Source organism: Desulfoluna sp. CYM3A (assembly GCF_056829965.1).
On sequence record NZ_CP186556.1, the window covers coordinates 3,769,558 to 3,796,165 of the forward strand.

The window sequence follows — 26,608 nt, forward strand, 5'->3', positions numbered from 1 at the left end:
TCATGGAACCGATACTCGATATACAGAACCTTGACGTCAAATTCGCCCTTCGCACCGGAGAGGTCACGGCCATCGACAACCTCTCCCTCTCCCTGGCCAAGGGGGAGCGCTTAGGGATCGTGGGAGAAAGCGGGGCCGGTAAATCGGTCATGGGCTTTTCCATCATCAAGCTGATCCGAAAGCCCGGCTTTATCGCCGGAGGCACCATCCGCTTCCGCGACTCAGAGATCTCCGCCTACTCCGAAGAGAAGATGCGGGACATCCGCGGAAACCGCATCAGCATGATCTTCCAGGACCCCATGATGGCCCTGAACCCCGTGCTGACCATCGGCACGCAGATGACCGAGGCCATCCACGCCCACATGGATGTATCCAAGGAAGAGGCCGAGCGCATCGCCCTGGAAAAGCTGGCCCGCGTGCACATCCCCTCCCCGGAGAAGCGCCTGGCCCAGTACCCCCATGAGTTCTCCGGGGGCATGCGCCAGAGGATCATCATCGCCATCAGCCTGCTCACCGACCCGGACATCATCATCGCCGATGAGCCCACCACGGCCCTGGACGTCACCATCCAGGCCGAGATCATGGACCTGCTCATCGAGCTGTGCGACTCCGACGGCATGAGCCTGATCCTCATCACCCACGACCTTGGGGTCGTGGCCGAGGTCACCGACCGCATCGCCGTCATGTACGCAGGGCGGGTCATTGAGACCGGGCCCACCCAGGCCATCATCAACACCCCGAACGCACCCTTCACCCCAGCCTGGCGTCCGAGGCCCTGCCGGAGAGCCGTAAACCCGGGGAAGCCCTCTACCAGATCCCGGGAATGATGCCCACCCTCACGGACATTCCCAGCGGCTGCGCATTTAATCCACGCTGCCCCATGAAGGGAAAGATCTGCATGACCAAACGGCCCGAGGCGGCCCTTGCGGATGAACAAACAGGCCACATGGCCGCATGCCATTTAGTCTCGGGAGACCTTGCATCATGACAACAGAATCCACCAAGCCCATCCTTACACTGAAAAACGTCGTCAAGCACTTCGACATCTCCGGAGGATTTCTGGAAAAGCTTCGCCTCCAGGGCGGAAAGCTCAGCCTCCACAGCACGGTGGTCCAGGCGGTGAACAGCATCAGCCTGGATATCCTGGAAGGGGAGACCTTGAGCGTGGTCGGGGAGAGCGGGTGCGGCAAGTCCACCCTGGCGCGCTGCGTCATCGGCATCCACCAGCCCGACAGCGGAGAGATCCTCTTTCGGGGCAACCGCATCGACAACCTCTCATCCAAGGCCATGATGCCCTACCGGTCCAAGATGCAGATGGTGTTCCAGGACCCCTACTCCTCCCTGAACCCCCGGCTCACCGTCAAAAAGACCCTGGAGGAGCCCCTGCGGTTCCACAACCCCGGCATCAGCAACGGGGAGGTCAAGGACCGCATCGCCGAAGTCATGGAGCAGGTGGGGGTGGATCCCATGTGGGCCCAGCGCTATCCCCACGAATTCTCCGGGGGCCAGCGCCAGCGCGTCAGCATCGCCCGTGCCCTGGTTGTGGACCCCGCCTTTATCGTGGCCGACGAGCCCATCAGCGCCCTGGACGTCTCTGTGCAGGCCCAGATCCTCAACCTTCTCATGGAGACCCAGGAAAAGCGCGGCCTCTCCTACATGTTCATCTCCCACGACCTCTCGGTGGTACGCCACATCAGCAGCCGGGTGGCCGTGATGTACCTGGGTAGCCTCTGCGAACTTGCCGATGCCGAGACCCTCTACACAGAGCCGCGACACCCCTACACCAAGGCCCTTCTCAGCGCCATCCCCAAACTGAGCGGGAACAAGAGCCACATCAGCCTGAAAGGGGAGGTGCCCTCCCCCATCAACCTGCCCACGGGATGCGTGTTCCACGGACGGTGCCCCCACGCGGATGAACGCTGCATCCGGGAGATCCCCAAGGTGAATCCCTGCGGCACAGGCCTTGTGGCCTGCCACCAGGATCGGGGTTCTTTAGACCGCAATTCCATAACCGCACAAAAAAAGGGCGCACACGAAGCAAGCTTTCGTGTGCGCCCTTTGGCGTTTTAACAACCGTTTTCTTAAAAAAACTACCCGGCCTCAACCTCCTCCTGCTTGGAGGTGCGGTGAGCGATGAAGTATTGGAGCTGGGCCTTCTGGTTGGCGCTGAGATCTACGAACCGCACCCGCCGCTGGCGCATGATGATGGAGGAGAGGGAAGAGGGGTTGTCGATCTCCACGTCTTCCACGGTCTCGTAGGGCATCTTTTCCAGGTAGAACCCGTTGTCCCCCACGTAGATATGGGTCTCCACAGGCTCCTTGGGTTGCTCGGCGTGGCAACTGCAAAACGAAGCCATCCATGCTGATATCCACAATGGGGCCCACCTTGCTTGAGGCCGGAGACAATGCAGCATAAGCCCCGTCACCGGCGCGGTAACGCCTGTGGGCACGTCTGTCAGCCATCTCCTGGGATTGTCCGATCATTGCGGCTCCATGGGCAAGTGGGGAGAGAAAAGGTGGTATCGGACAGGCGCCCACCCTGAGGCGCCATTTTCCGTATGCGGTTAGCCGGAGTTCTGTTGTAGCACAATCGCAGGTCCAAGGCAAACCGAAAGACTACCCACCGACCCCAAGACAGCACCCACCTTTACTTGCAAAATAGCACAATTCAAATGCATTTAAAGACAGTTACGCTAAAACAAAGCCTGTCACCCTGCTGAGCGTTCTATGGAAAGAGGAAAACGGGGGAGAAAAAGGGACGCGAGGTCCAGGTCATCCGGCGTGGTGATCTTGATGTTGCACCGACTGCCTGTCACCACCTCCACGGTGTGCCCCAGGCGCTCCACCAGGGAGGCGTCGTCCGTACCCAGCACGCCCTGGGCCCGGGCCTCATCGTGGGCGCGGGAAAGAAGGTCGGCATGAAACACCTGGGGAGTCTGGGCCATCCAGAGGCCGTCCCGGGACAGAGTCCCTGCGATGGCCCCTCCCCTGCCCACCCGCTTGAGGGTCTCAAAGGCAGGCACGGCCAGAATGGCGGCTCCGCACCCTGAAGCCGCTTCACACACCCTCAGGATCTCCTCTTCAGACACAAAGGGACGCACCCCGTCATGGACCGCCACCAACCCTTTAAAATCAGTGCCCAGGGCCTTTAAGCCGCTGTACACGGACTCCTGGCGCTCGGCCCCGCCCGCGGCCAGGACCACACGGTCCCCTCCGGGCAGCAGAGAAAGAAGTTCTGATCGGATAAACGGAAAATCATCGGCCGGAGCGGCCAGGATGATGCGATGGATTTTCGGGCAGGAGAGAAAGGCGTTCAGGGTCCGCACAAGAATGGGGACCCCGTCCAGCTTCAGGTATTGCTTTCGGGTCTCGGCCCCCATGCGGAGCCCCTTGCCTCCGGCAACGATAATGGCGGCGATCTGCATTGCCCCCCCTTTTTTCCGAAGCCGGGCTGCGGCTATTTCAGGTATTTCAACTCTTTGGGAAGGGGCAGCCCCTTGCCCATGGAATCTTCGGCATAGTTAACCGCGGCGAGGATTTCGATGTCCTTGAGGGCCCGGGTGTCTCCTTCGAAGATCACCTGGGAAATCTCCTCTTTCTGGATCTTGCCGCCGGCCCACTGGATATCCAGAACGCTGCTGGCGTCGAACCGGTCCCCATTGACCACCATCTCCACCTCGCCACCGTAGTTCTGAACGATCTTGGCCACCATCAGGCTGGGCCGGGCATGGAAGCCTCGGGTCTCGGGGATACCCACGGTGATGATCCCACGCTCGATGTTCTCGTTGAGGACTTCCTTGGCCAGGCGTTTGCCGCAGCTCATAAAGTGGCAGGCGTAAAAGAGGCAGTAGTTGACCGTGCGATCCAGGAGTTTGTCGATATCCACAATCTGAGCGAGGCTCTTTCTCACCTCCCGATAGGTCTGGATGGTCCCCACCTCGTGGAGATGACGCTCATAAAAATGGAGCAGGCGTCCCTGGACCTCCATGAGATGAAGCACCACGGAGAAGTGGGCGCGCAGCTGCTTGAGCTTGCGGTCGCCGTACCGGAATCCACCTTGAATGACATAAGAGTCGAAGGAGGACTGGAGGTTGTGCACCACCATCTCAAAGCCCCTGATCTCCACCTCGTTGACCTTGGCCGGAACCATCTCCCGGATCGCTTCAAGGCTCTGCTCCTCGTAAAAGGTAAAGGGGGCAAAGAGCTTGGCGATATTAAGGAACTCACTGGAAATTTTGACGATGTGCTTGCGCTGATCGTGACCCGAGTCATCATCGATGTTGTACTCCAGCATTTCGCCGGAGACCACCCCGGGGAAGTTGGCCTGGTCGTAGCCCCCTTCCGGCACCCGGATATCCAGGCGACGGGCCTCTTCGATGATAACCGGCACGGCTTTTCTCAAAATGTCATTGAGGAAATCCAGGGTAATACGCCCCTGGGCTTCGAAGTCGGAGGTATCTGTGAGATCGTAAAAGGGGATGCGGTTGGCGATGTGGCGTTGGGCGTAGCAGCTGAGGCTGATGTGGCGGACAAGGGAGGCGAGCTCCCGGTAGTAGAACCAGTCCCGGTTGTTCTTGGCCCCGTGGAGGTCCAGGAAGTCTTCCAGCAGGTGGCTGGTGGCCGTCATGCGGGAGTAGAGCTTCTTGGTGAAGGGGTTCTCATCCCTGTCGAACCTGGCGATGTACACACAGGCCTTGAGAAAATCGTGGGAATAGATCTGAACCTTTTCTTTAAAGGTAATGGAACATGCCGACTGTTTATCTGCCATAAAGCCTGTCGCCTGCCTCTGGTCTGTCGTAAAAAGGAGTGGATGGCTTTTTACGGGTCCATCAAAAAAAACGAAGACGGTTGAAGGGGCACGTAAGCCGAATTTTGTTCCCCGTCCCGGTTACCCGGAAACGGGGCGATGATCATTCATCTAGGATGCCGGTTACCCGACACCTCACGCGACCTACCCGGAAGCTCGGACGGGCAGCCCTCGGACACTTCCCTATTTGGTCTTGCACCGGGTGGGGTTTACCCAGCTTCCCCGGTCACCCGGAGAACTGGTGCGCTCTTACCGCACCCTTTCACCCTTACCCCGCACCCGAAACGGATGCGTGGCGGTCTACTCTCTGTTGCACTTGCCTTCGCGTTACCGCGACTCCACGTTATGGAGCACCCTGCCCTGTGGTGTTCGGACTTTCCTCCCGGTTGCCAGAGGCAACCCGGCGATCATCTGTCCCCCTCCAACCGTCTTCCGATTGTGTGCCCGTGTTATACCTCAAAACGACAGAAAGGAAAACGACCATTTTCACCCCTGCCCTCAGGCGTTGGGTTCACTCACCAAAATGCGATGACACCGGGGGCAATGGTGCAGCCCGCCCTGCTGTTGAACCTCAATGGCCTGCTGGGGAGGGATGTTCATGAAGCAGCCAAAGCACACCCCTTTGGAGACAGCCACAACAGCCAGTCTTCCCGTGGTCTTAAGCAGCTTTTCGTAGTGGGCGAACAGGGCCGGGGGAAGCGCCTTGATCACCTCTTCACGCTCCACGCTCATGGATTCGAGGGTCTTTCGCTCCTCGGCGGTGTCGTTGTAAATCTCCTGCTCGATGCTCTTGACCTTTTCGGCCTCTTCCCCGTGGACAGCCGCGAGCTCGGCAATCTGTTTCTTTTGCCCTTCCAGCTCGTCCAGCATGGAAATAAGGACCTCTTCGAGCTCCCCCACCCGCTTGGTGTTGTCATCCACTTCACGGCGAAGCACCTGGTAGTCCTTGTTGTTGGTTACCACGCGCAGGTACTCCTGGCTTTTGGCCACACGGGTGTTGAGTTCGGCCACCTCTTCTTCAATGGCAGCATACCGTTTCTGCTCGCCGTCCAGGGCCTCGCGGGCTCCCTGGAGCTCGACGTCGAGTTCCCTCAGGCGTGCTCCCTGCACGGAGGCCTGGGATGTCACCCCTTTCAACTTCTTTTCAATCCGTGCAGACTCCGACTCAATGTTCTGAAGTCTCATCAGGGTCTGGATCTGCTCCCGGGTCACATTAAGATTACGCATGGAATTTATCAAGCCTCCAAGGTCTGTGGACCGGCCGTAGCCGGTGTATCATTCATTGCCAGATCGACGGTGTTGCTGTTTTTCTATGGGACAGGGCGCGTCTTGGGCCCCGTCATACAAAGGCAAAGGGATCCTGCTCGCATCGGCTTTCCACCACCTCCACGTCAAGCCCCCTTTGCCGGATCTTCTCGTTAAGGGCCCGGGCCAGCAGGCCACAGGCAAAATATTCCGTACCGAAATGGCCGGCATCCACAAGCCCCTTGCCCTTCTCAAGGGCGGTCTGGGCGTCATGGTACTTCAGCTCGCCACTGACATAGACATCTGCCCCGCTCCGGTAAAACGCCTTCATGAGCGAGCCCCCGCTGCCCGTACAGACGGCACCGCGCCGGACCGCCATGCCGGGATCCCCCACCACCCTCACGGCGGGGAGCCCAAAGGCCTTTTTGACCCGTTCGGCAAGCTCTCCCAGGGTTACGGGCGAATCAAACGCCCCCACCCGGCCCAGGCCCGCGCCGGTTTCGTCGGCATCGGCCGTCCTCAGCAGGGGGTAGATATTGTACTCCATGGTCTCGTATGGGTGCACCTCCCGCACCACCTCCAGCACGTGATCCAGCTTCGAGCGCCTGACCACCGCCTCAACACGGACCTCCTCCACGCAGCTCATCTTGCCCGCGCTGCCTTCAAAGGGCTCGGCACCGGCTGAGGGCATGTAGGTTCCCCTTCCGGCCGAGGAAAAAGAGCAGCAGCTGTACTTGCCGATGGCCCCGGCCCCACCGGAAAACAGAGCCTTCATGACCTTATGACGGTACTCTTCCGGCACGAAAAAGACGAGCTTCACCGTTTCCGAATCTGCAGAGGGCACCAGGGGGCCTTCGGGGGTCATGCCGATCATACGGGAAAAGGTGTCGTTGAGTCCGCCGGGGGCGCTGTCGAGGTTGGTGTGGGCTGAATAGATGGCAAGGGGGGAAGAAACGGAGCGGGTGATGATGTCACCCAGGGGGCTGGCGAGGTCCAGGGTCTTTAGGGGGGAGAAGATGAGAGGGTGGTGGGTGATCAGCATCTCCGCCCCTTCGGTGCAGGCTTTGGCCACCACCTCCGGGGTGGGATCGAGGGCGATGTGAATCCGAGTGACCCGGTGGTCTCTGTGCCCCACCTGCAGCCCCACATTATCCCATTCTTCGGCAAGGGATGATGGGGCAAGTTCCTCCATCATGGAGATTATCTCAGATACCGTAGCGCTCATCTCTCCTCCAATCGTCTCTTAAGGGGCTTAAGGATTCCGGGCCGGGCGGCCCGAAAGCACCCCTTCAACAAAAAAGGCGTGGTGGCCTTTATCAGCCAGCACGCCTTGGTGTTTAAAAACTGTCTCGGCATTTTGTTGCATCGTTCATGGTGCATCATCCGCCATGGTTCATGAAAAGTGAGTTATTGGCCTCACCTGTTGGGGCATCTCCCTTTTCACGGTGTGTTGAGCTGGTGGGCCCACCTGGATTCGAACCAGGGACCGACCGGTTATGAGCCGGTGGCTCTACCAAGCTGAGCTATAGGCCCGTGCATCAAGGTGAGTATCCTTACCTCCGGCGAGCCCCTTTTGTCAAGTGTTATCCGCCCGACAGCAGGGGCTTTCGGGACGCCCCGTTCCCGGGGCGAACCAGAGGCAGGGTACGCCCCTAAATCTCGATGAAGCTCTTGAGCTTCTTGCTCCGGGTGGGGTGCCGGAGTTTTCTCAGGGCCTTGGCCTCGATCTGCCGGATACGCTCACGGGTAACGGCGAAATCCTTGCCCACCTCTTCCAAGGTGTGGTCGGCTTTCTCTCCGATACCAAAACGCATCCTCAGGACTTTCTCCTCCCTCGGTGTGAGGGTGGCCAGGACCTTGCGGGTCTTCTCCGCCAGGTTCATGTTCACGGCCGCATCCGAGGGAAGCATAAACTTCTTGTCCTCGATGAAATCGCCAAGGTGGCTATCCTCTTCTTCCCCGATGGGGGTCTCGAGGCTGATGGGCTCCCGGGCGATCTTGAGAACGCGCCGAACCTTGTCCAGGGGGATCTCCATCTTCTCGGCGATCTCCTCGGGAGAGGGCTCGCGCCCCAGCTCCTGCACGAGGTACCGGCTGGTTCGGATCAGCTTGTTGATGGTCTCGATCATGTGCACCGGAATACGAATGGTGCGCGCCTGGTCGGCAATGGCCCGGGTGATGGCCTGTCGAATCCACCAGGTAGCGTAGGTGCTGAACTTGTAGCCCCTGCGGTACTCAAACTTGTCCACCGCCTTCATGAGGCCGATGTTCCCTTCCTGAATCAGGTCGAGGAACTGCAACCCGCGGTTGGTGTATTTCTTGGCGATACTCACCACAAGGCGAAGGTTGGCCTTGACCAGCTCGCTTTTGGCTTCCTTGGCCCGAACCTTGCCTTCCTCGATGGAAGAGGCAATGCGGGAAAGGATCCGGCCGTTGGCCTTGATGCCGAGTTCGCGGCTTTCGATCTGCATCTGGAGATAGGCAAAGTCCGGGTAGATGGCGCGGAGCTTCTCTTCGCCCATGGCGCTCTTCTCCACGGCCCAGGCCATGAAGGTCTCCTCATCGCCGAGCTGGCTCCTGAATTCGGTCACCGAGGTGCCGAAGGTGTCGGCACAGCGCCCCAGGATCTTGTTCATGGCCTCGAACCAGGCAATGTTCTCAAGAATCTTGGCGTCGATGATGTCCGAAACGCTGACCTCCAGGCGCCACTCCTTGAGGAGGTTGAAGATCTTTTCGGTACGACGGCTGACGGAACGCCTGATCTTGCGCTGCTCATCCGAGGAGAGGTCTTCGGTGAAGATGCGGTACCGCAGACCGGTATTCTCTTCGTGGATGGTGCGGATCTCGGAGATGGTCTCCAGGAATTTGCCCACCAGGTTCTTCTCGTCGACGGCCCCGTCCCCTTCATCCACATCCCGAAGCACGTTTTTTGGACGAAGCTTGCCTGCGGCAATGCCGTCGGCAAGAGAAAGGATATACCCCACGGCGATGGTGGTATCGAGCTGGTGCCTCAGCACCTCCTGATCCCCCATCTCGATCTTCTTGGCGATCTCGATCTCCCCTTCACGGGAGAGCAGGGTCACCATGCCCATCTCACGGAGATACATCTTCACGGGGTCGGTCACGGTGCCGTAATCAGCGGAGCCGGTTTCGGACTCAAAGACCGCCACCTTCTTTTTCGGGGACTCTTCAGAGGCCATGGGGAGTTCGGAGTCCAGTTCGGCGGGCTCTTCCTCCTTCTCTTCGGCTTCGTCATGCTCCGTGTCGCTTTCCGCAACCACTTTGATGTCCATCTCCTGAAGCATCACAATGATGTCATCCAGCCGCTCCGAAGAATCTACCTCATCCGGAAGCGCCTCATTGATCTCATCATACGTAAGAACGCCGACTTTTTTTCCCTTTACAAGCAGAGCCTTAAATGCGGCTTCCTGACCCTTCTTGCTCTTTTCGGGAGAGGTATCGGACTTGTTGGTCATATGGTTTTGCCTCCTGCAACCCCGGATTGATGTTTAACCTTCCTGGCTTAATGCTGACGTCTCTTCAGGTCCTGGGAAAAGCGTCGTTTCTCTTCCAACAGCGACAGCAAAAGCTCGTGGTTTCCACTGGCTTCCGCATCCCTGATTCGTTTTGAGAGGTCATCGCCCAATCTGTTTCTGTTGCGGACATACTGGTCAATCAGAGTAACACACCGCTGGTGAATCACCGGGAACTCGTCAATGGCAAGACGCGCCACGAGCTCCCTTTGTCCCTCCTCCCGAAGGTTCGTCAGAAACCAGTCCGTCATGGCCTCCGGGGGTCCGTCGTAAGCCAGGGCAAGGGAGCAAATCTCCTTGAGCCCCGGCTCTTGAAAATAGTCTGCAATGCCCACTTCCCTGCAGTAGGCATGGATACCTGCATAGCGTACCAGCATGGAGACAATCTGGAACTCCAGGCTGTTCTCTTCCTTAAGGCGGCCCAGGGATTTTACCGGGGCGTCCTGCCACGGTTCCGCCACCTGGGGCCGGGTATTGGCAGCCGGGGCATTGTGGATCTTCTCACTGACAGCCCCTTCGTCGATGCCCACCTTGTCGGCCAGCACGCGGATATAAAGGGACCGGGCCACCCGGTCTTCCATGGCAAGGAGCGGCTCCCTCATGTCTCCGAGGACCTTCAGGCGCCCCTCCACAGTAAGCCCATGGCGCCTGATGGCAGCGTCCATGAGAAATTCCAGGAGATCCATGGCCTTGTCCGCCAGGGCCAGAAACGCATCGGCCCCGGCTTCCCTTACAAAGGAGTCGGGGTCATGGCCCGTGGGCAGCACCAGCACCTTGGCCGTCATGTACTCTTTCTGAAACACGGGCACGCTTCGCAGGGCAGCCCGTATCCCCGCGCCGTCCGAATCGAAGACCAGGACAAAGCGCTCGGCGCCGCACCGCGACAGCAGGCGCACATGGTCCCGGGTGAGGGCGGTGCCCAGGGTGGCCGCCGCCTGGGCAATGCCGTTCTGGTGCAGGGCCAGGGCATCGAAATACCCTTCAACGACAAAGGCCGTCCCACTCTGCCGGATCCCCTCGCGCGCGGCGTGGAGTCCGTAAAGTGACCGGGCTTTATGGTAAACAGGGTTTGCCAAAGTCGGTACTTGGGCAGGGCGTCATCCATAACGCGCCCGCCAAACCCCGACACCTGCATGGCTGTATCAAATATCGGAAAGACGATGCGATTCCTGAAGCGATCATAATACCGCCCCGTCTCTTTGGCGATGAGAAGCCCGCTCCCCACCGCAATATCCACAGGCACCCGATGGGAGGAAAGGCACCCCGACACCGCGTCCCAGGAGTCCGGGGCAAACCCGAGCCCGAACTTCTCGATGGTCTCATCGGTGATTCCACGGTTGTGCAGATAGGCCAGAGCTCCGGTACCTTGGCCCCCTTTCAGGGTCTGTGAAAAAAAATCGGCCGCCAGGCGGTTGGCCAGGAAAATCTTTTCCCGAACCCCGATCTTCTCTTTTTCTTCGGCACTCAAGGCCCGCTCCGGCACCTCAATGCCGCATCGACGTCCCAAAGCACGCACGGTTTCCGGAAAGGTCAACCCGTCACGCTTCATGACAAAGTTGAAAACGCTGCCTCCGGCTCCGCATCCGAAGCAATAGTAAATCTGTTTTGTCGGGCTGACAGTAAAGGAAGGGGTTTTTTCGGAATGAAACGGACAAAGACCTGCGAAGTTGCTTCCCGTCTTCTTGAGCTGAACGGTTTCAGAGACAACCTGAACAATATCGGTCGCATGCTTAATGTCTGAAATCACTTCTTCGGGAATCAAGTGCACAAAGCTCCTGTCCGCGAGAGTCCGGTATCCAATCCGAGAAAGAACCACATCGATGGCCCCTTGCGCGAGGGTAGCCGAACCATCGGCAGGCCGTCTGTCATACCATATTATATAATGAAAGCCTCCACCCGGTAAGGGATGAAAGCCGAACATACTGCCTAAAGCGCCCGTCCCCCAAGGGGAAAGACGCATCCACGGTTCCTGAAACGATGGCCGATACGGCCCAAAGTGCGGCACCGGAAAAACCGGCGCAACAGCCCTTCATGCTCGCCCAAGCAGGTGCATAAGTTAATGCCAAAACCATGTTTGTCAAGAACTATTTTCGGGCTTCCACCCCAACCAGGGGGGAACACTCCGAAAAACAAAAATCATCGTCATGGCTCCGGCTCGCCCTCGGGGCGTGGCCGTCCCCCCGACAGGACCATGGAGTCCACCAGCCCGTTGAACCCGGTTTCGGCAAGCTCCGCTGCCGTGACCCAGCGAGCCCTGCGAGACACAAAGGTCTTAAAGGTCAGCAGGTTTTCACTCAAAGGAAGCTGGGTCTCATCAAAGGAGCCCTTCCAGAGCACCCGGCCCGTAGCAGCTTCCATGAGAATCACCTTAAAGGCCACCGACGCCGGTCGGTTCACCGACCAGTCGGAGCCGATGCGCTCCTCATAGCGTTTCACGCGGCCAAGGGCCACACAGGAATAGCCCTGGGCTTCAAGGGCCGCCACCTGCCCCCGCAGGCTGTCGGTACCGTCCACGGAAACCGCCATGGCTTCCACGCCGCGCTCCCTGAGGCTCACGGCCAGACGCCTTGCCAGTTCGGGCCCGGCAAAGGCGGAGAGGGACGGCACGTCCCGCCCCTTTTCCCGTTCACTCTCGATGTACACGGTGTCTTCCGGGGCCGCCCAGTCAAAGGGAGGAACCGCCACCTCGTTGCAGGAGAAGAGGGTTACGGGCACCGCAGGTTTCGAAGGCTTGGAGGACTTGTGCGCCGGGGAACAGGCACACACCAGCACCACCAGCATGGCAAGGAGCCACACCGGCCTTCCCGCAGGAACGCCCCGCATCGGATACCCCATACACACCTCCCTGATTGGGCCGGCCCCGAGATGATCCGGAGCCTTCCTTAAGATGGTGGTGGCGCCCCCGGCCTGAGGCCTTAGATCACGCCCTTGGTGGAACGCACCCCTTGAATACGCGGGTCGATGGTCACCGCCTGATCCAGGGCACGCCCCAGGGATTTGAAAACAGCTTCGATGATGTGATCGTTCTCGCCATAGCGGACATTGATATGCAGGTTCATCCCCGCCTTCACCGAAAAGGCCTGAAAAAACTCCCGGGCAAGCCAGGCATCGAAGTTACCGTCCCGAACCCTGTGGTCCGGAAAGTCATAGACCAGAAACGGACGGTTGGACAGATCCAGGGCCACCTCGGCAAGGGTCTCGTCCATGGGGGTAACGGCCAGCCCGTAGCGCTTGATCCCTGCCCGATCGCCAAGGGCGTCGGAAATGGCCATGCCCAGGGCAAGGCCCGTATCCTCCACCGTGTGGTGGGCGTCGATCTCCAGGTCCCCGTCGACCTTCATGGTGAGGTCGAAAAAACCGTGGGCGGCAAAGAGGGTGAGCATGTGATCGAAATAGGGAATCCCGGTTGTCACCTCTGCCCGGCCGCTGCCGTCCAGATCAAGTTCGATGGAAATACGGGTCTCTTTGGTGTTGCGCGTGATGGTGGCTGTGCGTGTCATAGTGTGATGCCTGTGAAGTATCGGAGTTGAGGCGCGTTGCTGAAGGCAGTGGAGGTGGTGGTGGCTCCGCCTTCCCGTGTGCAGATAATGGAAAGGGCGACACCGGAAATTAGGTGCTCCCGCCCTTTGAATATCCCCACCCAATTACCAGATTGCCGCTGGAGGGTCAACGTAAAAAAGGCTTTTCACTTCCGCATGTTGTATGGTACGAAGATTGTTTTTTCATGCATCGAACCCGGTCCCGGATAACCGGGGGGAACCACACGAAATCCCCTGTTTCCCTGCTTCTGATACCGGGCGCTGCATGATCACCGCAGACCAAAGCAATCATCCATTCCCGGAGCCACCGGGAACCCATGGGAAGGACGTGTTGTATGAGTGCCGGAATAGTATTGAACGATGCCATCAAAAGCTGCACCGCCGATCAGGACAAAGTGATTTCCCCCCAAGAGACCGTAGCAAGATTCAAGGAGAAGGCGAAAAACCTCTCACTGGACATTCTCAAGGAGACGAGCCGCATCGACAACGGCCGGCTCGACATTCCGGTCTTTTTCAGTGTCTGCGGTAAGGATGCCTCGGCCCTGACGGGAACGGCCAAACAGATGGGCAAAGGGGCCACCCCTGAACAATCCGAAGCCAGTGCCGTCATGGAACTTGCCGAGCGGTTCAGCTTCTTCGCCTTCAAGGCAGATGAAAGCCGTTTTGTCACCGACACCTACGCCAACGTCAAGGACAGGGCCCTTCCCTTTTCTCTCATTGCCCGATCGGTGCACGACGACACGACCCCTCTGGACACAGCCGAAGCCATCTTTTCCGATATCCCCCTGAAGTGGGTCCCGGCCCACAACCTCACCACGGGCACCGACATGCTCATCCCCTTTGACTGGTTCTTCGCCATCAACGAATTCAACGGCCCCTCGGCCGGCAACTGCAAGGAAGAGGCCATCTGCCAGGGGATCTCCGAAATCGTGGAGCGCCACGTCTGCTCCCTTGTGAGCCACGGCAAGCGGGTCACCCCCACCATCGACCCGGACACCGCCACAGACCCCGCCGTCAGGGACATGCTCGTCAAATACCGGAAAAACGGCATCAACCTGGTCTTTTCCGACCTCTCCCTGGACACCGGCATCCCCACGGTGGGGGTCCTGGCCTGGGACCCGGCCACCTTCCCCGAGTCCAGCGAGCTGGTATGGACCGCAGGCACCGCACCGGACCCGGAAAAAGCCATGAGCCGGGCCATGACCGAGGTGGCCCAGCTGGCCGGGGACTTCAACACCGACGCCAACTACGTAGCCAGCGGCCTGCCCAAGTATACGGACCTTGCCGAGGCCGAGTTCATCACCCGTGCCCAGCCCGCCGTGCCCCTTGCCAGCCTGCCCGACCTGTCGGACGCCAACATCAAGGTGGAGATCGAGCGCTACGTGGCGGCCCTGAAATCCATCGGCATGGAGATCTTCACCATTGAGACCACCCACCCGGAGCTGGGGATCCCCGCCTTTTACACCATCATCCCCGGCGCCCATTTCCGGGAGCGGAGCCTGGGCACCAGCGTGCCCCTGTTCGCCGCACGGCTCATCACCGAAACATGCGCCCCCGACGACGCCCTTGCCCGCATCACCGGCATTGAAAAAGCCGTGGGAGAACGCTACTACCTCCACTTCTACAAGGGCCAGCTCCTGCTGAACCAGAGCGCCTTTGACGAGGCCACCGCCGCCTTTGAAAAGGCCCTTGCAAGCCACCCCGACGAGCCGGAGATTCCCTCCATCTGCTCGTGGATGGGGGTCAGCCTCAAGGAGACGGGCCGCTACAGGGAGGCCCTGAAGGTCCTTCAGGCCGGTATCGACATCGACCCCGAGCGCGAAGATATCTACAACCTCATGGGCTTTTGCCACTACATGCTGGCCGATCACAACAAGGCCATCGACGCCTTCCGGGAGGTGCTCCGCCTCAACCCCAACTCCGCCATCGACTACGCCAACATCGCCTCCAACTATCGGGAACTCGGCAACACGGACAAGGCCGTCACTTACTACCGGATGGCCCTGAAGATGGACCCCTCCATCGAATTTGCCCGGACCAACCTGGAAGCACTGGCCGAGACCGCCTGATCCATAGGCGATAGGCGAAAAACCTGCCACCGCGGCCTCACGATGAGGCCGCGTCCCCTTTCGGCTTTGCCATCCCGGCATCCCTCCGGCTCCAGCTGAAGGCGGCCCCGGAGTTCACCATCTCGGCGCTGCCGTTGCAGTTGCCGTTACGGATGGCCAGGAACTCGTCGAAGTTGTCCAGCACAATATCGGTGAGATCGGGGTCAAAGTGCTTCTCCCTCTCCCCCTGCATAAGACCGTAAATCACGTCCGGCGGGTACGGGTCCTTGTACGGACGCCGTGTGGAGAGCGCGTCAAAGACATCGGCGATGCCCACAATGCGCCCTGCCAACGGGATCCGCTCTCCGGAGAGCCCCTGGGGGTATCCGGTGCCGTCCCACTTCTCATGGTGGGAAATGGCGATCTGCTGGCCGCTGCGCAGCACGTCGGACTTGGCATTGGCCAGGATCCGCGCCCCGATGGCCGGATGGGTTCGGATCACATGGAACTCGTCGCCGGACAGCCTGTCCGGTTTCATGAGGATATGATCGGGAATGCCGATCTTGCCGATATCGTGCATGACCGAACCGTACCGGATACGGTCCACCCAGGCCCCGTCCATGTTCATCTTTTCCGCGAGAAAGGCGCTGTAGGTACTCATGCGGGTGATGTGGCTCCCGGTGTTTTCGTCCCGGTACTCAGCTGCGGTCACCAGCCGGTTGATGGTATCCAGGTACGAATCCTTCAGGGCCTGATGCGTCTCCTTGAGCCCCTGGACAAGGCGGCGCTCCCGAAGCACGCGCTGCACCCTCAGGACCACCTCCCCCGGCGCCATGGGCTTCAGGATAAAATCCACGGCCCCGGTCTGGATGATCTGTTCGTAGCTGAAATCGTCGATGTGGCCGGTCATGACGATGGGATCGGCGGTGTGCCTGGCTCGGATCTGCTTCACCAGCTCAAGGCCTCCCATCTCGGGCATGTCCACATCTGTCAGGACAATCTCCACCGGATGCTTTTCAAGCACGGCCAACGCCTCCACGCCATGGGAAGCCATGTGACAGACAAACCCCTGCTTTTCCATCACACGCCTCAAGATCATCCGGATGGTTTCGTCGTCATCGACAATCAACAGGCCGGGCGGGTTCTTTGTTTTCTGCTTGGTCATAGGTTGTCGCTCCCAAAGGCAAAACCGGGTGAAAGGGGGGAAGGGTTGCCGAAAGCCGAAACCAAAAGGAGGGAAGCGTATCAACACAGGACGGAGGTCGAAGGGCAGGGGTTCTTTTCAGCAACATGGGGACCCAGACGGCTCCTGATCCAACCCGGAGCCGTCGTATTCCGGTGCGTCTGATGCGTCAATCTCATTCCGAGCCGCATAAACTCATGAATACAATGAGTATACCCCAAAGCCTGACTGCCAACAACCGTGAATCCGAGGCCCCCGTTGCCGGGCGTCAGGCCGATTCGGCATCGCGAGTCTCCAGCACCAGGAAACTGGCCGTGCCCAGGGCGGCGACATCCCCCTGGGCGTTACGGACCTCGGCGGCCATGTGAATCTGGCGGCGCAACCAGCCATGCCGGCCACGACGGTAACATGGGACTCACCCCGCCCCACGGGCTTAACAAAGCTGGTGTTCAGCTGTGTGGTCACGCTGGTGGTGCCCAGCAGCACGGTCAGGGGTCCGAAGGTGTTGTCCATGGCCGCAACGACCATCCCGCCCTGCATGGCCCCCATGGGGTTGCGGTACCCCCGCTTCACGGGAAAGCGCACCTCAATGGTCTCTTTTTCCGCGTCGAAGGTTAGAATCTGCGCGTCCATCTCCCGAAACACCTCCGGTGGGTCAAACCTGTACCCCATCACTCCTCCTGACGACACTCCCGGGAAGGAAAAGGGACGTCCCTCCCCTGTTGCCACCTGTCTGCATTTGGTTTAATATAAATCCATTATCAACAACCCGCCACGAGACACCGATTGCGCACAGCCCCTGCGCGACGGTCTTCCACCTGCGCCATACGCATGGATCACCACCTGATCCGCGTCACCCGCCCCTTGGGACGACCACCCGTAACCACGCCCATGCCAAGGAGCGCCTGTTCATGAACCGTCCATACGATCCACACCTTGAAACCCTTGGTAAGATCGCCGAGACCAAACGCATCTTCACCGCCGTTCAAACCGCCACCGACCGTCAAGAGCCCCTGTGCGTCGTCGTCACCAGCGGTGCCCGGGGAGAAGGGAAAACCACCGTGGCCACGGGGCTTGCCATCGCCGCCTCCCGTGCAAAACGGCGCCGCACCCTCCTTGTGGATTACAACTGGTATGCCCCGGCCATTCACACGGCCTTCCAGGTGGAGCCCATCGAAAGCCCCGAAGTCTTTTACCGGGCAAGCGCCATTGAGGAGCTCATCGTTTCCAGCCGTTCAGGCATCGACATCCTTCCCGCCGCCCTCATGCCCGAAGAGGCCCGGGGGGCCATGCCCGCCGTCGAAGGATACGACCACCACCTCCTCCAGGAGGCCAGAAACCGATACGACACCATCATCGTGGACACCTCCGCAACCTTCCCGGAAAATCAGAACATGCGGGACCCCATCCTGCTTTCCGGCATCGCCGACGGCGTGGTGCTGGTCTTCATGACCAACCGGACTCCCCGCTCCACCCTGAAGCGCACCACCACGGCCATGCGCATCAACGAGCCCGGGGACCGGTTGGATGGTGGCCAACCAGTGGAAAAACCCCATCATGCACTAAGGAGCCTGCCATGTCCTACCTTGTCAAACGGTACACCCACGGCCTCAAGCGCTACAACGCCTGGTTCCTCCTTGCCTTTCTCATGCCGGGCCTCTATCTGCTCTCCGCAGCCATCACCCCGGACCGTCACCAGGTCTGGCAGGATGTCCGCCTTCCCCTGGAGACCCCGTTTACCTCTGCCTCCTTCAACAACGTCGCCGAGGTGGTGGACGCCCAGGCCATCTTCTTCCGGGATAACTTCGACGTCAACCGATACTTCAACCTCACCGAGGCAGACATAGGTCAACTGGAGCCCAAACACTACCGAAACGTCACCGCCGCCGTCAGCAACGACATCACCCTCTCCTACGACCGGGGCATCGCCCGGATCAGCTACCTGGGCAAAGACGCGGAGATGGGAAAACGCCTCGTGGACTACTATGCCCACAGGCTGGTGAGAAAAGCCCGGGAGGGCATTTCCATGAGCGGCATGCACATCGCCCGGGAACGCCATCCGGAGCGCATGGGAGCCATTGAAACCAAGCCCCTGCGAGCACTCTGGCGCCCAATGCGTCCTGCCCCTCCTCTTTGCTCATCGCCTCGGTGCTGGCGGTCATGGCCCTCATCGCCGCCCTGGAGTGGAACGACGCCGCCCTGAAATCCGAACGCCAGATCGCCCGATACGTCAACCTGCCCGTCCTGGGCTCCCTGCCGGACCTGAACAAGGTCTCCCAGGCCCTGGGGGACCCTCCGGAGGGCGAGACCTCCCCCACCCCTGACGCCCCAGCACGGCCATTTTTTGTATTTTCCGTGGTCCCGCCTTGATGTATACATATTTCATCACATGGGCACCTTTTCAATGAATGCCGCCATGATGGCCCTCGGATACGATGCGCACGGGACTGCGGCGCCACCTCTCCGTGCACCATTCCATCGCCCATCCCGAAGTCATGGCCCCAACCCCTGACACAAAGGACACCCCATGCAGTCCCCTTCCGGCGTACCGGCCAGAGCCGGCATCCTCATCTCCATGGCCTGTTTTGTCGTTGTCGTCAAAGGCATCCAGGCCGCCTCCCCGGTTCTGGTCCCCTTTTTCCTGGCCGTGTTTATCGCTGTTGCGGTCTCTCCGCCCATGTTCTGGATGGAGAAAAAAAAGGTCCCCACAGGCTTGGCTGTCCTTGTCATCGTTCTGGTGGTCCTCATGCTCTTTCTCCTGCTGCTCAACATCATCACCGGGGCCATCGAAGAGCTTCGCCGAAGCATCCGCCGCTTCTGCACGGCAAGCATGGAAGCCCTGGTGAGGAGCGTGGTGCCCCTCCTGCAGGGGTGGCACATCGACATCACCAGCGAGACCCTGCTCAACGTCCTCAACCCGGGCCGCATGATGGCCTTTCTGGGGGGACTGCTCTCTCGTCTCGGCGGGGTCTTTACCAACACCTTTTTTATCGTCTTGACGGTCATCTTCATTCTGATGGAAGCCTCGGGATTCTCCGTGAAACTCCAGGCCGCCTTAGGCAACGGCAACGCTTCCCACGAGGGATTTCACCGCATCACCGAAGGCATCCGCCACTACCTGGCCATCAAAAGCACCACCAGCTTAGCAACAGGCGGTGTGATTTACCTGGGCCTGACGGTCATCGGGGTGGATTTTCCGCCATCTGGGGACTCATCGCCTTTATCTTCAATTTTGTGCCCAACATCGGCTCCATCATCGCCGCAGTGCCGGCCATTCTCCTGGCCATGGTCCAGCTGAGCAGTGCCAAGGCCCTGATGGTGGCCCTGCTCTACCTGCTCACCAATGTAACCATCGGCAACCTCATCGAACCACGGGTCATGGGACACGGTGGCTGCTCCGCCCTGGTGGTCTTTCTCTCCCTGACGTTGTGGGCTGGGTCGTGGGCTTGTGGGCATGATTGCGCCCCCTGACCATGGCCCTTAAAATCAGCCTGGAAGCCCGGGAAGAGACCCGGTGGATCGCCATCCTCCTGGGACCGGAAAAAGTGGCGCGAAACATTTTGAAGGAGACAGCCCAATGAAACGCCCCATCCATGTAACCATCGATGAATCCCTGTGCACGGGCTGCGGCGCCTGCGTGGCCATCTGCCCCCACGACACCCTCACCCTGGTGGACGATACACACGGTTCCCGGAACATTCCTCTCCTGCGGCCACTGCCTGGCCGTCTGCCCCACCGGAGCCATCACCCTCACCGGCCACCGGCCCATGGGGCAGGACTTCCAAACCTTTGCCATGGCGCGACAGCTTTCTCCCCGGAGACGTTGAGGTGGAGACTTTAGCCTGGCTCATGGCCTCCCGCCGGTCCTGCCGCCACTTCACTCAAGATCCCGTCCCCGTCACGGTCCTTGAAGACCTGGTGCGCATCGGCACCACCGCCCCTTCCGGCACCAATGCCCAGGCCTGGCAATTCACTCTGCTCCCCGACCGCGCCTCGGTGAAAGGGTTCGGTCGAGGCGTTCTCTCCTTCTTTCAGAAACTCAACCGCATGGCCCGCATCGCGCCCCTCAGGGGCCTGCTTTCCCTCCTGGGCAAGCCGGAGCTCTCCCGCTATTACACTGAGTATCACGACCGCATTGAAGAGGGCATCGCCTGCTGGACAACCCAGCACAAGGACCTCCTCTTCCACGGTGCCCCGGCCGCCATCCTCGTCAGCTGCTCAAAGGAGGCCTCCTGCCCCACCGAAGATGCCCTCCTCGCATCAGGCCAGATCCTGCTGGCGGCCCACGCCATGGGCCTGGGCACCTGCCTCATCGGCTTTGCCGTGGAAGCCCTGGCCCGAGACGCCGGGCTGAGGCAGCGCATCGGCCTTTCCAAAGACGAAACCGTCCACGCCGTCATCGCCATTGGGCACCCGGACGAACCCTACCGTCGCCCGTCGGTACGCAAACCCGTGACGCCGCGGGTGGTCCGCCTTTCCCAAAACTGAGCAGGACGCCACACAGAACACAAAAAAAGCCGCCAACTGCCCCTTGCGGAACCGTGGCGGCTTTTCCGTCATGTCATCGCGCCCCCTTGCGGGAGCGGGCGGAGGATTGGCTGTGCCGACGACCCAAGGGCTCTTTCTTCATCCGGGCAAGAAGCTTGGCCTCTTTCTCGTTGATGTCATGGTCTGCCAGGGCGATATGGTTGGCAAGCTTCAAGGCCTTCTCCCGATCCTTGTTATCCGGCAGTAACAGGGGAAGCGCCTCAAGGGCCTTTGAAAAATCCGTTTGCAGGATACGGGCCTGTTCCTTGGCAACCTGGAGGCTGCCTCGTAGACAGCCACTGCAACGGCCGCTGGCCTTGACAATGCGACTCCCCATGGCCATCTCCGCTTCATCCACGGAACCGTCGACACTGGCCATGGCGATGATCATACGGACGGCCCCTTCCGGGTACCCCCTGTTCGACGGGTCTGGAGAGCCACTTGCGGCGATCCTCTTTTCGCTCTCGGGCCTCGGACGCCCGGGTTGCCTTCGCCTCTTCGGGGGAGGGGCCTCGGTCCATGCCATAGAGCCAGGCCAGGACCGGATTGTCGTACATCAGGTGAAACACCTTCTCCTGGGTCATATCGCTCAGGGACTGGCTCCAGTCCAGGGCGGTCACCACCATATCGGAGAGAGCCCGCTCCGCCTGGAGAAAGGGGTTTGTCTCGGACACGGGCCGCCTTGTCCGGCGGACATACTCCGCCGCCTCTTTCACGGGCCTCACCGTCGGTAATAAGGCTTCGCTGCAGGCGCATGGGGTGCGTCTCAAGCATCCATTCCACAAACAAAGGGTTGACCATGGCCCGCACCAGAGGACTTATCCAGGTGCTGTACATGGCGCTGTTTCGCTCGGAAATAGAGGCCACCAGCTCAAAGGCCTTCTCGTCCTCCACGCCATCGTCATAAGCCAGGATGTCATCGATGGTGCGCTCGCTAAACTTCACCTTGTAGTCGTTGAGCCACTCCTTGGACGGCGCCTCCACAATCTCCATTTCGTAGAGGCCGGGGGCGAGAAAATTGATCATCTCCACGCTGCCGATGATCTCCTTTTGCTCCTTTCCGGCAATGGAACTTGCCACAAAGATGCCCAGGTGGCCGATGGTGGGATGCACGATATAGACGATGACCTGCCCCAGGCGCTTGATCTCGTCCACCGACTTGTAGACCATGGGTATCCAGTTGAGGGCCTGCTGGGGTGGCGTGATGTTGTCCCCGCTTGATGCAAACACCACCACCGGATCGCTGAACCGCTTCAAGTTGACAACGGGGCCGTCATCAAGCTGCAGCTGCCCATTGGCCAGCCGGTTCCCGATGAACAGATCCGCCACAATGGTGTGGATCTTCGTCATCAGGAAAAAACCACCATCTCTCGAAATCAAGGAAGCGCTGCTCTTCGGTGTCCACATTTTTGTAGAGGTTGTACTGCTTGGACCAAAAGGTGTTGCCCGGGTTCAGCCCCTCCATACTCATGACCAGGTTGGCCCCGTCGAAATGCCCCCCGCCGAGATCGCTCACCAGGTCGTTGATCCAGACGCCCCCCAAAAGCCCTCCCTTGTACCGCATGGGGTTGGTCCCCCCCACGCCGGACCAGTAGGAAAGCGGAGCGCCGTTAAGGACAATGGGGCCTGCAAGGTCAGGCCGTTCAGCGGCCACAATGGCCGTGGCCCACCCACCCTGGCAGTTTCCGATCACCACCGGCCGCAGGGCGTCCGGGTGCCGCCTGGCCACCTCCTCTAAAAACCGGATTTCTGCATTTTTCACATCCCCCAGGGTCTGGCCTTCCATGGGCTCGGTAAAAAACAGGACAAAGTAGACAGAGTGGCCGTTGGACAAGGCATGACCGATCTCCGACGCCTCCTTGGACCCGCCGATGCCCGGCCCGTGACCGGCCCTGGGGTCGATGATGACGATGGGACGACGATCGGGCTCCGAGCGGTCCCCGTCTTTGCCGTCTCCCCTCACCCTGCGGTCCGCCCCCCCCGTAAATCCGCGGCCTTCGGGGCCACGCTTCCCGCGGATCAGGGCAAGGGCGTAGTTGGCCGGGCGATCAAAGGTGCGGCTAATAGCAGATAATCTCATAGTCAAAAATCAATACCGGAGGCTGTCCCTTATCGAGGTGCTCCAGATAGTTATTCCCCCGTTTTCGCAGCACATCCCAAAACAGGATGGACCGCTGGGACGTATCAATGGCATATTCGGAAGCATGGGCAAAAAAATCAAAGGCGGATGACATGGTATTGACGGCTGCAGCGTCCATAACCCCTCCTGAATCACCTTGCCGTCGGCAAAACGTCAAGAACAGCTCATGAAACCAGAGAACACACAGGGCCCGGCAAGGCATGGTTGATGTGTGGTACGGCAGGATCGTTCCAAAGAGAAAAAGGCCCCGGTGCGCCCCGAATCATGCGGGCAGAACAGACAGGCAAAAAACGAAGACACGAAACGTAAGACGGGACCTTGCCCGGGCACGGTTGCCGGGGCATCGCAAAGGCAAACAAGAGGTATTATAGCAACATCATCCCTCTTATCAAGACGTTATTAGGGCAAAGAGGCAATAAAGGCCGTCCATGGACCTGAGTCGCTGTGGGCGTCAAGGGCGTCGGCCCAGCGGGTCTCCTCCACAAAGGCAAGGTGGGCGGGGGTATAAAGATGGTATTGGTTAGGGCGCCCGTCAAAGACGGGAAAATAGACGGAAAGACCGCAGGCCTTTTCCGGGTGCGTGGTGTCATTGTAAATCACCGCATGGGAAGCCCGCGGGCATCCCGGGTCTCGACAGAGGCCCCGAGGACCTCGGCGAACTGGCGTAGATCCACGCAGGTGTTGTCGTTGTAGGAAGCCGCTCGCTGGTACCGCGCCTCAATGACCGCATCGGACCCGAGGGTCATCACCTCCGAGGCCAGCTCGTCCACCGCCGCCCCCAGGGGAGCCAGGGCCGTCAGGTCCACCACGGAAAGCCCCACGTCCATCCCCCCCACCCCGCTTGCCATATAGGTCTCCACAATGCATCGCCCCAGGGCCGCAGGGCTTTTCGACGAGGCGGGCAGTTGGGAAAAACGGGTCAACAGCCCGGTGTAATCCCAGCCGGAGGAGGGCACCAGCCCTTCGGACGCCACCATGAACCGGGCCCTGTCCTGAAGCTCCCACGCCACCTCCACCTCTGCCATCAGGCAGGCGTCAAATCCAAGCAGGCTAATCCCCTGCCCCTCAAGGGCTGAGGCCACCTCCTTTAGCAGAAGGGCGGCGTACGGAGCTTGGTTTCGTCGGCGGCGATGAACTTGGTCCCCGGGGCCGCAATGTCCGATGCGGCAGGGGCCCAGCCGCTACCGTGGTCCCAGAGAACCAAAGCCGTGTGATCGGCAGGGTACATCGCCTTCCCAAAGGCGACAAACCGCCGCAGGGTCTCGGCACTTCCCATGTTCAACTTCATCTTTGCCGTCCGCCGTCCCGCTGAGGCCAAGCCCAGGTGGTGTTCGGTGAGCCTTTTGGAGGCAATGGACGAGGCATTGGCCCGTGGGGCGTATAAGATGCAAAGCCGCGTCTCCGACCAATTCCCCTGGTCCTGCACATAGCCGCTGCTGCGATCGAACAGAACAATGACGCGGGTATCCGGGCTTAAAGCCGCCGCTTCCATCTCGTTAAAATCAACCAGGGCATCGGCTTCCAGGTTGTTATCGCCGTCCAGGTAAACCATCACGCAACTGCCAGGAGGTCCCCACCTCACCGTCGGAACCGCTGCTCCCGCCACAGGCCGACATCAGCAGGGCCAGAAGGGCCACGCACACGACACGAACCGCACCCCACGTCCTGTATACGCTCAAAATGGTTCCTCCGAAGGGAATTTGAATCAGGCAAGCAAACCGTTCAAGATGAGATCAAAGGCGGTGTTCAGGTCACGCTGCGACGGGATATTGCCGGGCACAACATAGCGCTTGATCACCAGCATCACGTAAAAGGAATAGAGCAGTTCCGCGACCCCGGCCACCTCAAAGGGACGGAATTCGCCTGTGGCGATGCCCTCTTTCAAGATAGGCCTGGAGAATGTGCCGCGAAGCCCGGTTGATCTCCTGAAAGCGATCTTCCGCTTCGATCAGCGGGAACAGGGCCTGATCATGACGGATCAGGTGACGCAGGACCGGGTCCGATTCCAGATAGCGGTACCCGGTGATGAAGTAGGTGTAGATCCTGGCCGCACAACTCTCCTCCTTGTCGGCCGCTTCCTTGGAGTTCTGCTGCCAGTTGCGAAGGGCCCAGGCCACGGCAGACTCGTAGAGGTCTTTCTTGCTCCTGGCATAAAGGTAGAGATTCCCCTTGGTCATGCCCAGGGCATCACCGATGTCTTCCACGGTGGTCTTCTTGAAACCGTACCGGGAAAAGAGCAGGAGAGCCGCCTCATACACCCGTTGTCGTTTCTCCTCTTTGCCCATCCCTTTCTCTTTCCTTTCCCCGGCCGCACATGCCGTGCTGGGCTGTCTTGAAACCGATCATCCGGCGCTTTGGGGGGTGCGCCGAGCCTCAGGCCATGCCCCGCTCTTTCTTCACATGCTCCCAGGCCTCCTGAATCTCGCGGAACTTCTCTTCTGCAAAGTGCGTAAATTCATCGGGAAGCCCCTTGGCGGCAATTTTATCCGGGTGATACTCGTTGACCAGCTTCCGGTACTGCTTTTTCGCGGAGTTGATTGCGGAATCTCCCCGGTCGCACCCAAGCACCAGATGGTAGGTATCACTCTGGTCCACGTAGCGGGCCTTGAGCTTTAAATAGCCTTCGGAAGGATAATTGAAAAGGTGCACCGCCGACAGGATCAGCTCCTCTTCCTGGGGGCTGAACTGGCCGTGGGCATGGAAGTACGGCAAGTCGCCTCACCGTCCAGCATCACCTCAAGGAGGCGGGGCTGGTTCCGAAACGTGGCGTAAAACTGGCGGGCAAACCCCTCAAAGGGTTCAGGGGAGTTCACGGCTTCCCTGAAGATGTCGATGGCGATGTTGCGGCTCTCGCGATTCAGGTGGAGATCCTGGGTCATAAACTGGTCGATGGACTCGATCTCATCCCGGCTCACGCGACCGTCGGCCTTGGAGAGCTTGGCCAGCATGGAGAACGCCGCCACAAAAAAAGTCATCTGGGCCTCTTCGTTCCCCGAAAGCTCCCGACGTTCGTCCCGGTTGAGTTCACTGCCGTCTTTGTCAAAGGCGTGTCCGAACACCGCCCCGGCAACCGCACCCACCGGACCGCCCAGGGCAAATCCGATGGCACCCACCGCTTGAAAACAAGTCATAATAACCTCTATGCCTCTATTGTTCGTCTTCTCGGCGCCGCATCAAAGCGGGCCATTGATTTTCTTTGGACGGGGATCCCAAAGGCCCCCGAATGATTTCGCACCCGCACAGAACATGCACAATGGTCTAAAGTAACACGCAATCAGGGGGTGTCAAGGCTCATTGCCGCCCCCGAAAACGTCGCCACACAACCATGGGGCCCTCCCCGCACCCCACGTGCCCTTGCACAAACCCCATTGAAATCAAGGCGTCGACACCGTTCCCCGCTGCCCGCCACGGGCTCTTCTCCGGGACCTTTGAAGGAAAAAACCGGACGGCGCAGGCCCCGCTTCCGGCCGCGGGACCGTTCCCGCCGGGCCACGGTACCTCGACAAGCTCTCACCATCGGTGCTACATAGAAAAAAACATGACACGCCCCTTTGGACACTCAAGGGTGGCACAGACCCGATGGAAT

29 protein-coding genes, 1 tRNA gene, 1 other RNA gene and 3 pseudogenes are annotated in these 26,608 nt (G+C 59.8%); 10 read left to right on the forward strand and 24 right to left on the reverse strand.

Annotated features, from left to right (window positions below):
- Positions 1–2: 2 nt before the first annotated feature.
- Genes ACOYW1_RS19175 through ACOYW1_RS19185 form a run of 3 tightly spaced genes read left to right on the forward strand, consistent with a single transcriptional unit; the run spans position 3 to position 2,070 of the window.
- Entirely contained in the window at positions 3–827 is an 825-nt protein-coding gene (locus ACOYW1_RS19175) for an ABC transporter ATP-binding protein (protein ID WP_482419317.1), read from the forward strand.
- A complete protein-coding gene (locus ACOYW1_RS19180) occupies positions 827–988 on the forward strand; it encodes an oligopeptide/dipeptide ABC transporter ATP-binding protein (protein ID WP_482423769.1) in 162 nt (53 codons plus the stop codon). Before ACOYW1_RS19175 ends, ACOYW1_RS19180 begins: the two co-directional genes overlap by 1 nt.
- Positions 985–2,070, forward strand: coding sequence for an ABC transporter ATP-binding protein (locus ACOYW1_RS19185; protein ID WP_482419318.1), 1,086 nt, complete (start codon positions 985–987; stop codon positions 2,068–2,070). The genes ACOYW1_RS19180 and ACOYW1_RS19185 overlap by 4 nt, the downstream gene beginning before the upstream one ends.
- A 20-nt stretch (positions 2,071–2,090) precedes the next feature.
- Here the strand turns inward: ACOYW1_RS19185 and ACOYW1_RS19190 are convergent, their stop codons facing one another.
- The 12 genes and pseudogenes from ACOYW1_RS19190 to hisB all read right to left on the reverse strand — a co-directional run bounded on the left by ACOYW1_RS19190 (position 2,091) and on the right by hisB (position 13,085).
- Positions 2,091–2,357, reverse strand: coding sequence for a hypothetical protein (locus ACOYW1_RS19190; RefSeq protein ID WP_482419319.1), 267 nt, complete (start codon positions 2,355–2,357; stop codon positions 2,091–2,093).
- Positions 2,358–2,708: 351 nt separating this feature from the next.
- Entirely contained in the window at positions 2,709–3,425 is a 717-nt protein-coding gene (gene ispD / locus ACOYW1_RS19195) for a 2-C-methyl-D-erythritol 4-phosphate cytidylyltransferase (RefSeq protein ID WP_482419320.1), read from the reverse strand.
- 32 nt (positions 3,426–3,457) lie between these two features.
- Positions 3,458–4,768: an HPr family phosphocarrier protein gene (locus ACOYW1_RS19200; protein WP_482417398.1), complete on the reverse strand. Its 1,311-nt coding sequence runs from the start codon at positions 4,766–4,768 to the stop codon at positions 3,458–3,460.
- Between the two features lie 78 nt (positions 4,769–4,846).
- Positions 4,847–5,230: RNase P RNA component class A (gene rnpB / locus ACOYW1_RS19205), an RNA gene on the reverse strand.
- A 75-nt stretch (positions 5,231–5,305) separates the two neighbouring features.
- A complete protein-coding gene (locus tag ACOYW1_RS19210; RefSeq protein WP_482419321.1) occupies positions 5,306–6,034 on the reverse strand; it encodes a zinc ribbon domain-containing protein in 729 nt (242 codons plus the stop codon).
- A 112-nt stretch (positions 6,035–6,146) separates the two neighbouring features.
- Positions 6,147–7,277: a Nif3-like dinuclear metal center hexameric protein gene (locus ACOYW1_RS19215; RefSeq protein ID WP_482419322.1), complete on the reverse strand. Its 1,131-nt coding sequence runs from the start codon at positions 7,275–7,277 to the stop codon at positions 6,147–6,149.
- 231 nt (positions 7,278–7,508) lie between these two features.
- A tRNA-Ile gene (locus ACOYW1_RS19220) sits at positions 7,509–7,585 on the reverse strand.
- A 119-nt stretch (positions 7,586–7,704) separates the two neighbouring features.
- Positions 7,705–9,528: an RNA polymerase sigma factor RpoD gene (rpoD, locus tag ACOYW1_RS19225; protein ID WP_482417401.1), complete on the reverse strand. Its 1,824-nt coding sequence runs from the start codon at positions 9,526–9,528 to the stop codon at positions 7,705–7,707.
- Positions 9,529–9,575: 47 nt separating this feature from the next.
- Positions 9,576–10,661: a toprim domain-containing protein gene (locus ACOYW1_RS19230; protein WP_482419323.1), complete on the reverse strand. Its 1,086-nt coding sequence runs from the start codon at positions 10,659–10,661 to the stop codon at positions 9,576–9,578.
- Positions 10,662–10,678: 17 nt separating this feature from the next.
- A pseudogene (locus tag ACOYW1_RS19235) lies at positions 10,679–11,545 on the reverse strand (DNA primase); the annotation flags it as partial.
- A gap of 182 nt (positions 11,546–11,727) precedes the next feature.
- A complete protein-coding gene (locus ACOYW1_RS19240; RefSeq protein WP_482417403.1) occupies positions 11,728–12,420 on the reverse strand; it encodes a hypothetical protein in 693 nt (230 codons plus the stop codon).
- 80 nt (positions 12,421–12,500) lie between these two features.
- Positions 12,501–13,085, reverse strand: a complete 585-nt coding sequence (gene hisB / locus ACOYW1_RS19245) for an imidazoleglycerol-phosphate dehydratase HisB (protein ID WP_482419324.1) — start codon at positions 13,083–13,085, stop codon at positions 12,501–12,503.
- A 374-nt stretch (positions 13,086–13,459) separates the two neighbouring features.
- Between hisB and ACOYW1_RS19250 the strand changes: the two genes are divergently transcribed.
- Complete coding sequence (locus tag ACOYW1_RS19250; RefSeq protein WP_482419325.1) at positions 13,460–15,193, forward strand: YcaO-like family protein; 1,734 nt, start codon at positions 13,460–13,462, stop codon at positions 15,191–15,193.
- A 37-nt stretch (positions 15,194–15,230) separates the two neighbouring features.
- Here the strand turns inward: ACOYW1_RS19250 and ACOYW1_RS19255 are convergent, their stop codons facing one another.
- Positions 15,231–16,337 carry an HD-GYP domain-containing protein gene (locus ACOYW1_RS19255; RefSeq protein ID WP_482417406.1) on the reverse strand — a complete coding sequence of 369 codons (1,107 nt, stop codon included), beginning with the start codon at positions 16,335–16,337 and terminating at the stop codon, positions 15,231–15,233.
- 213 nt (positions 16,338–16,550) lie between these two features.
- Complete coding sequence (locus ACOYW1_RS19260; RefSeq protein WP_482419326.1) at positions 16,551–17,027, reverse strand: PaaI family thioesterase; 477 nt, start codon at positions 17,025–17,027, stop codon at positions 16,551–16,553.
- 239 nt (positions 17,028–17,266) lie between these two features.
- On the opposite strand from ACOYW1_RS19260, the gene ACOYW1_RS19265 reads away from it, so the two are divergent.
- The 6 genes and pseudogenes from ACOYW1_RS19265 to ACOYW1_RS19290 all read left to right on the forward strand — a co-directional run bounded on the left by ACOYW1_RS19265 (position 17,267) and on the right by ACOYW1_RS19290 (position 20,843).
- Positions 17,267–18,202: a tyrosine-protein kinase family protein gene (locus ACOYW1_RS19265; RefSeq protein WP_482419327.1), complete on the forward strand. Its 936-nt coding sequence runs from the start codon at positions 17,267–17,269 to the stop codon at positions 18,200–18,202.
- On the forward strand, positions 18,124–18,558 hold the full coding sequence (locus tag ACOYW1_RS19270; protein ID WP_482419328.1) for a hypothetical protein: 435 nt from the start codon (positions 18,124–18,126) through the stop codon (positions 18,556–18,558). The genes ACOYW1_RS19265 and ACOYW1_RS19270 overlap by 79 nt, the downstream gene beginning before the upstream one ends.
- Complete coding sequence (locus tag ACOYW1_RS19275) at positions 18,516–18,725, forward strand: hypothetical protein (RefSeq protein ID WP_482419329.1); 210 nt, start codon at positions 18,516–18,518, stop codon at positions 18,723–18,725. The genes ACOYW1_RS19270 and ACOYW1_RS19275 overlap by 43 nt, the downstream gene beginning before the upstream one ends.
- Positions 18,726–18,930: 205 nt before the next feature.
- Positions 18,931–19,826: pseudogene (locus ACOYW1_RS19280) on the forward strand (AI-2E family transporter).
- 106 nt (positions 19,827–19,932) lie between these two features.
- Positions 19,933–20,196 (forward strand): 4Fe-4S binding protein, encoded by a 264-nt coding sequence (locus tag ACOYW1_RS19285; protein WP_482419330.1) that lies wholly within the window; start codon positions 19,933–19,935, stop codon positions 20,194–20,196.
- Positions 20,184–20,843, forward strand: coding sequence for a nitroreductase family protein (locus ACOYW1_RS19290; protein ID WP_482419331.1), 660 nt, complete (start codon positions 20,184–20,186; stop codon positions 20,841–20,843). The genes ACOYW1_RS19285 and ACOYW1_RS19290 overlap by 13 nt, the downstream gene beginning before the upstream one ends.
- Positions 20,844–20,916: 73 nt before the next feature.
- On the opposite strand, the gene ACOYW1_RS19295 is transcribed toward ACOYW1_RS19290, so the two are convergent.
- From ACOYW1_RS19295 to ACOYW1_RS19340, 10 genes and pseudogenes are all read right to left on the reverse strand, one after another.
- The gene (locus ACOYW1_RS19295) at positions 20,917–21,273 is read right to left on the reverse strand and encodes a tellurite resistance TerB family protein (protein ID WP_482419332.1); all 357 of its coding nucleotides are present in this window, start codon (positions 21,271–21,273) and stop codon (positions 20,917–20,919) included.
- Positions 21,233–22,962: pseudogene (locus tag ACOYW1_RS19300) on the reverse strand (DUF3141 domain-containing protein). The gene ACOYW1_RS19295 and the pseudogene ACOYW1_RS19300 overlap by 41 nt, the downstream one beginning before the upstream one ends.
- Positions 22,943–23,140, reverse strand: coding sequence for a DUF3141 domain-containing protein (locus ACOYW1_RS19305; protein ID WP_482419333.1), 198 nt, complete (start codon positions 23,138–23,140; stop codon positions 22,943–22,945). Before ACOYW1_RS19305 ends, ACOYW1_RS19300 begins: the two are co-directional and overlap by 20 nt.
- Before the next feature lie 281 nt (positions 23,141–23,421).
- The gene (locus tag ACOYW1_RS19310; RefSeq protein ID WP_482419334.1) at positions 23,422–23,622 is read right to left on the reverse strand and encodes a hypothetical protein; all 201 of its coding nucleotides are present in this window, start codon (positions 23,620–23,622) and stop codon (positions 23,422–23,424) included.
- A complete protein-coding gene (locus tag ACOYW1_RS19315) occupies positions 23,619–24,104 on the reverse strand; it encodes a clostripain-related cysteine peptidase (protein ID WP_482419335.1) in 486 nt (161 codons plus the stop codon). Before ACOYW1_RS19315 ends, ACOYW1_RS19310 begins: the two co-directional genes overlap by 4 nt.
- Positions 24,105–24,109: 5 nt before the next feature.
- Positions 24,110–24,574 (reverse strand): clostripain-related cysteine peptidase, encoded by a 465-nt coding sequence (locus tag ACOYW1_RS19320; protein ID WP_482423770.1) that lies wholly within the window; start codon positions 24,572–24,574, stop codon positions 24,110–24,112.
- Positions 24,575–24,727: 153 nt separating this feature from the next.
- The gene (locus ACOYW1_RS19325; RefSeq protein ID WP_482419336.1) at positions 24,728–24,907 is read right to left on the reverse strand and encodes a hypothetical protein; all 180 of its coding nucleotides are present in this window, start codon (positions 24,905–24,907) and stop codon (positions 24,728–24,730) included.
- A complete protein-coding gene (locus ACOYW1_RS19330) occupies positions 24,867–25,307 on the reverse strand; it encodes a TetR/AcrR family transcriptional regulator (RefSeq protein WP_482419337.1) in 441 nt (146 codons plus the stop codon). Before ACOYW1_RS19330 ends, ACOYW1_RS19325 begins: the two co-directional genes overlap by 41 nt.
- Before the next feature lie 88 nt (positions 25,308–25,395).
- A complete protein-coding gene (locus tag ACOYW1_RS19335; protein ID WP_482419338.1) occupies positions 25,396–25,734 on the reverse strand; it encodes a DnaJ domain-containing protein in 339 nt (112 codons plus the stop codon).
- Entirely contained in the window at positions 25,683–26,153 is a 471-nt protein-coding gene (locus ACOYW1_RS19340; RefSeq protein WP_482419339.1) for a TerB family tellurite resistance protein, read from the reverse strand. The genes ACOYW1_RS19335 and ACOYW1_RS19340 overlap by 52 nt, the downstream gene beginning before the upstream one ends.
- Positions 26,154–26,608 lie beyond the last annotated feature (455 nt).

What these genes read in the sequence shown, in the direction of transcription:
- ACOYW1_RS19175 (WP_482419317.1), top strand. Translation starts at nt 3, where the DNA reads ATGGAACCGATACTCGATATACAGAACCTTGACGTCAAATTCGCCCTT.
- ACOYW1_RS19180 (WP_482423769.1), top strand. Translation starts at nt 827, where the DNA reads ATGCCCACCCTCACGGACATTCCCAGCGGCTGCGCATTTAATCCACGC.
- ACOYW1_RS19185 (WP_482419318.1), top strand. Translation starts at nt 985, where the DNA reads ATGACAACAGAATCCACCAAGCCCATCCTTACACTGAAAAACGTCGTC.
- ACOYW1_RS19190 (WP_482419319.1), bottom strand. Translation starts at nt 2,357, where the DNA reads ATGGCTTCGTTTTGCAGTTGCCACGCCGAGCAACCCAAGGAGCCTGTG.
- ispD (WP_482419320.1), bottom strand. Translation starts at nt 3,425, where the DNA reads ATGCAGATCGCCGCCATTATCGTTGCCGGAGGCAAGGGGCTCCGCATG.
- ACOYW1_RS19200 (WP_482417398.1), bottom strand. Translation starts at nt 4,768, where the DNA reads ATGGCAGATAAACAGTCGGCATGTTCCATTACCTTTAAAGAAAAGGTT.
- ACOYW1_RS19210 (WP_482419321.1), bottom strand. Translation starts at nt 6,034, where the DNA reads ATGCGTAATCTTAATGTGACCCGGGAGCAGATCCAGACCCTGATGAGA.
- ACOYW1_RS19215 (WP_482419322.1), bottom strand. Translation starts at nt 7,277, where the DNA reads ATGAGCGCTACGGTATCTGAGATAATCTCCATGATGGAGGAACTTGCC.
- rpoD (WP_482417401.1), bottom strand. Translation starts at nt 9,528, where the DNA reads ATGACCAACAAGTCCGATACCTCTCCCGAAAAGAGCAAGAAGGGTCAG.
- ACOYW1_RS19240 (WP_482417403.1), bottom strand. Translation starts at nt 12,420, where the DNA reads ATGGGGTATCCGATGCGGGGCGTTCCTGCGGGAAGGCCGGTGTGGCTC.
- hisB (WP_482419324.1), bottom strand. Translation starts at nt 13,085, where the DNA reads ATGACACGCACAGCCACCATCACGCGCAACACCAAAGAGACCCGTATT.
- ACOYW1_RS19250 (WP_482419325.1), top strand. Translation starts at nt 13,460, where the DNA reads ATGAGTGCCGGAATAGTATTGAACGATGCCATCAAAAGCTGCACCGCC.
- ACOYW1_RS19255 (WP_482417406.1), bottom strand. Translation starts at nt 16,337, where the DNA reads ATGACCAAGCAGAAAACAAAGAACCCGCCCGGCCTGTTGATTGTCGAT.
- ACOYW1_RS19260 (WP_482419326.1), bottom strand. Translation starts at nt 17,027, where the DNA reads ATGGGGTACAGGTTTGACCCACCGGAGGTGTTTCGGGAGATGGACGCG.
- ACOYW1_RS19265 (WP_482419327.1), top strand. Translation starts at nt 17,267, where the DNA reads ATGAACCGTCCATACGATCCACACCTTGAAACCCTTGGTAAGATCGCC.
- ACOYW1_RS19275 (WP_482419329.1), top strand. Translation starts at nt 18,516, where the DNA reads ATGGCCCTCATCGCCGCCCTGGAGTGGAACGACGCCGCCCTGAAATCC.
- ACOYW1_RS19285 (WP_482419330.1), top strand. Translation starts at nt 19,933, where the DNA reads ATGAAACGCCCCATCCATGTAACCATCGATGAATCCCTGTGCACGGGC.
- ACOYW1_RS19295 (WP_482419332.1), bottom strand. Translation starts at nt 21,273, where the DNA reads ATGATCATCGCCATGGCCAGTGTCGACGGTTCCGTGGATGAAGCGGAG.
- ACOYW1_RS19305 (WP_482419333.1), bottom strand. Translation starts at nt 23,140, where the DNA reads ATGGACGCTGCAGCCGTCAATACCATGTCATCCGCCTTTGATTTTTTT.
- ACOYW1_RS19320 (WP_482423770.1), bottom strand. Translation starts at nt 24,574, where the DNA reads ATGGTTTACCTGGACGGCGATAACAACCTGGAAGCCGATGCCCTGGTT.
- ACOYW1_RS19330 (WP_482419337.1), bottom strand. Translation starts at nt 25,307, where the DNA reads ATGGGCAAAGAGGAGAAACGACAACGGGTGTATGAGGCGGCTCTCCTG.
- ACOYW1_RS19340 (WP_482419339.1), bottom strand. Translation starts at nt 26,153, where the DNA reads ATGACTTGTTTTCAAGCGGTGGGTGCCATCGGATTTGCCCTGGGCGGT.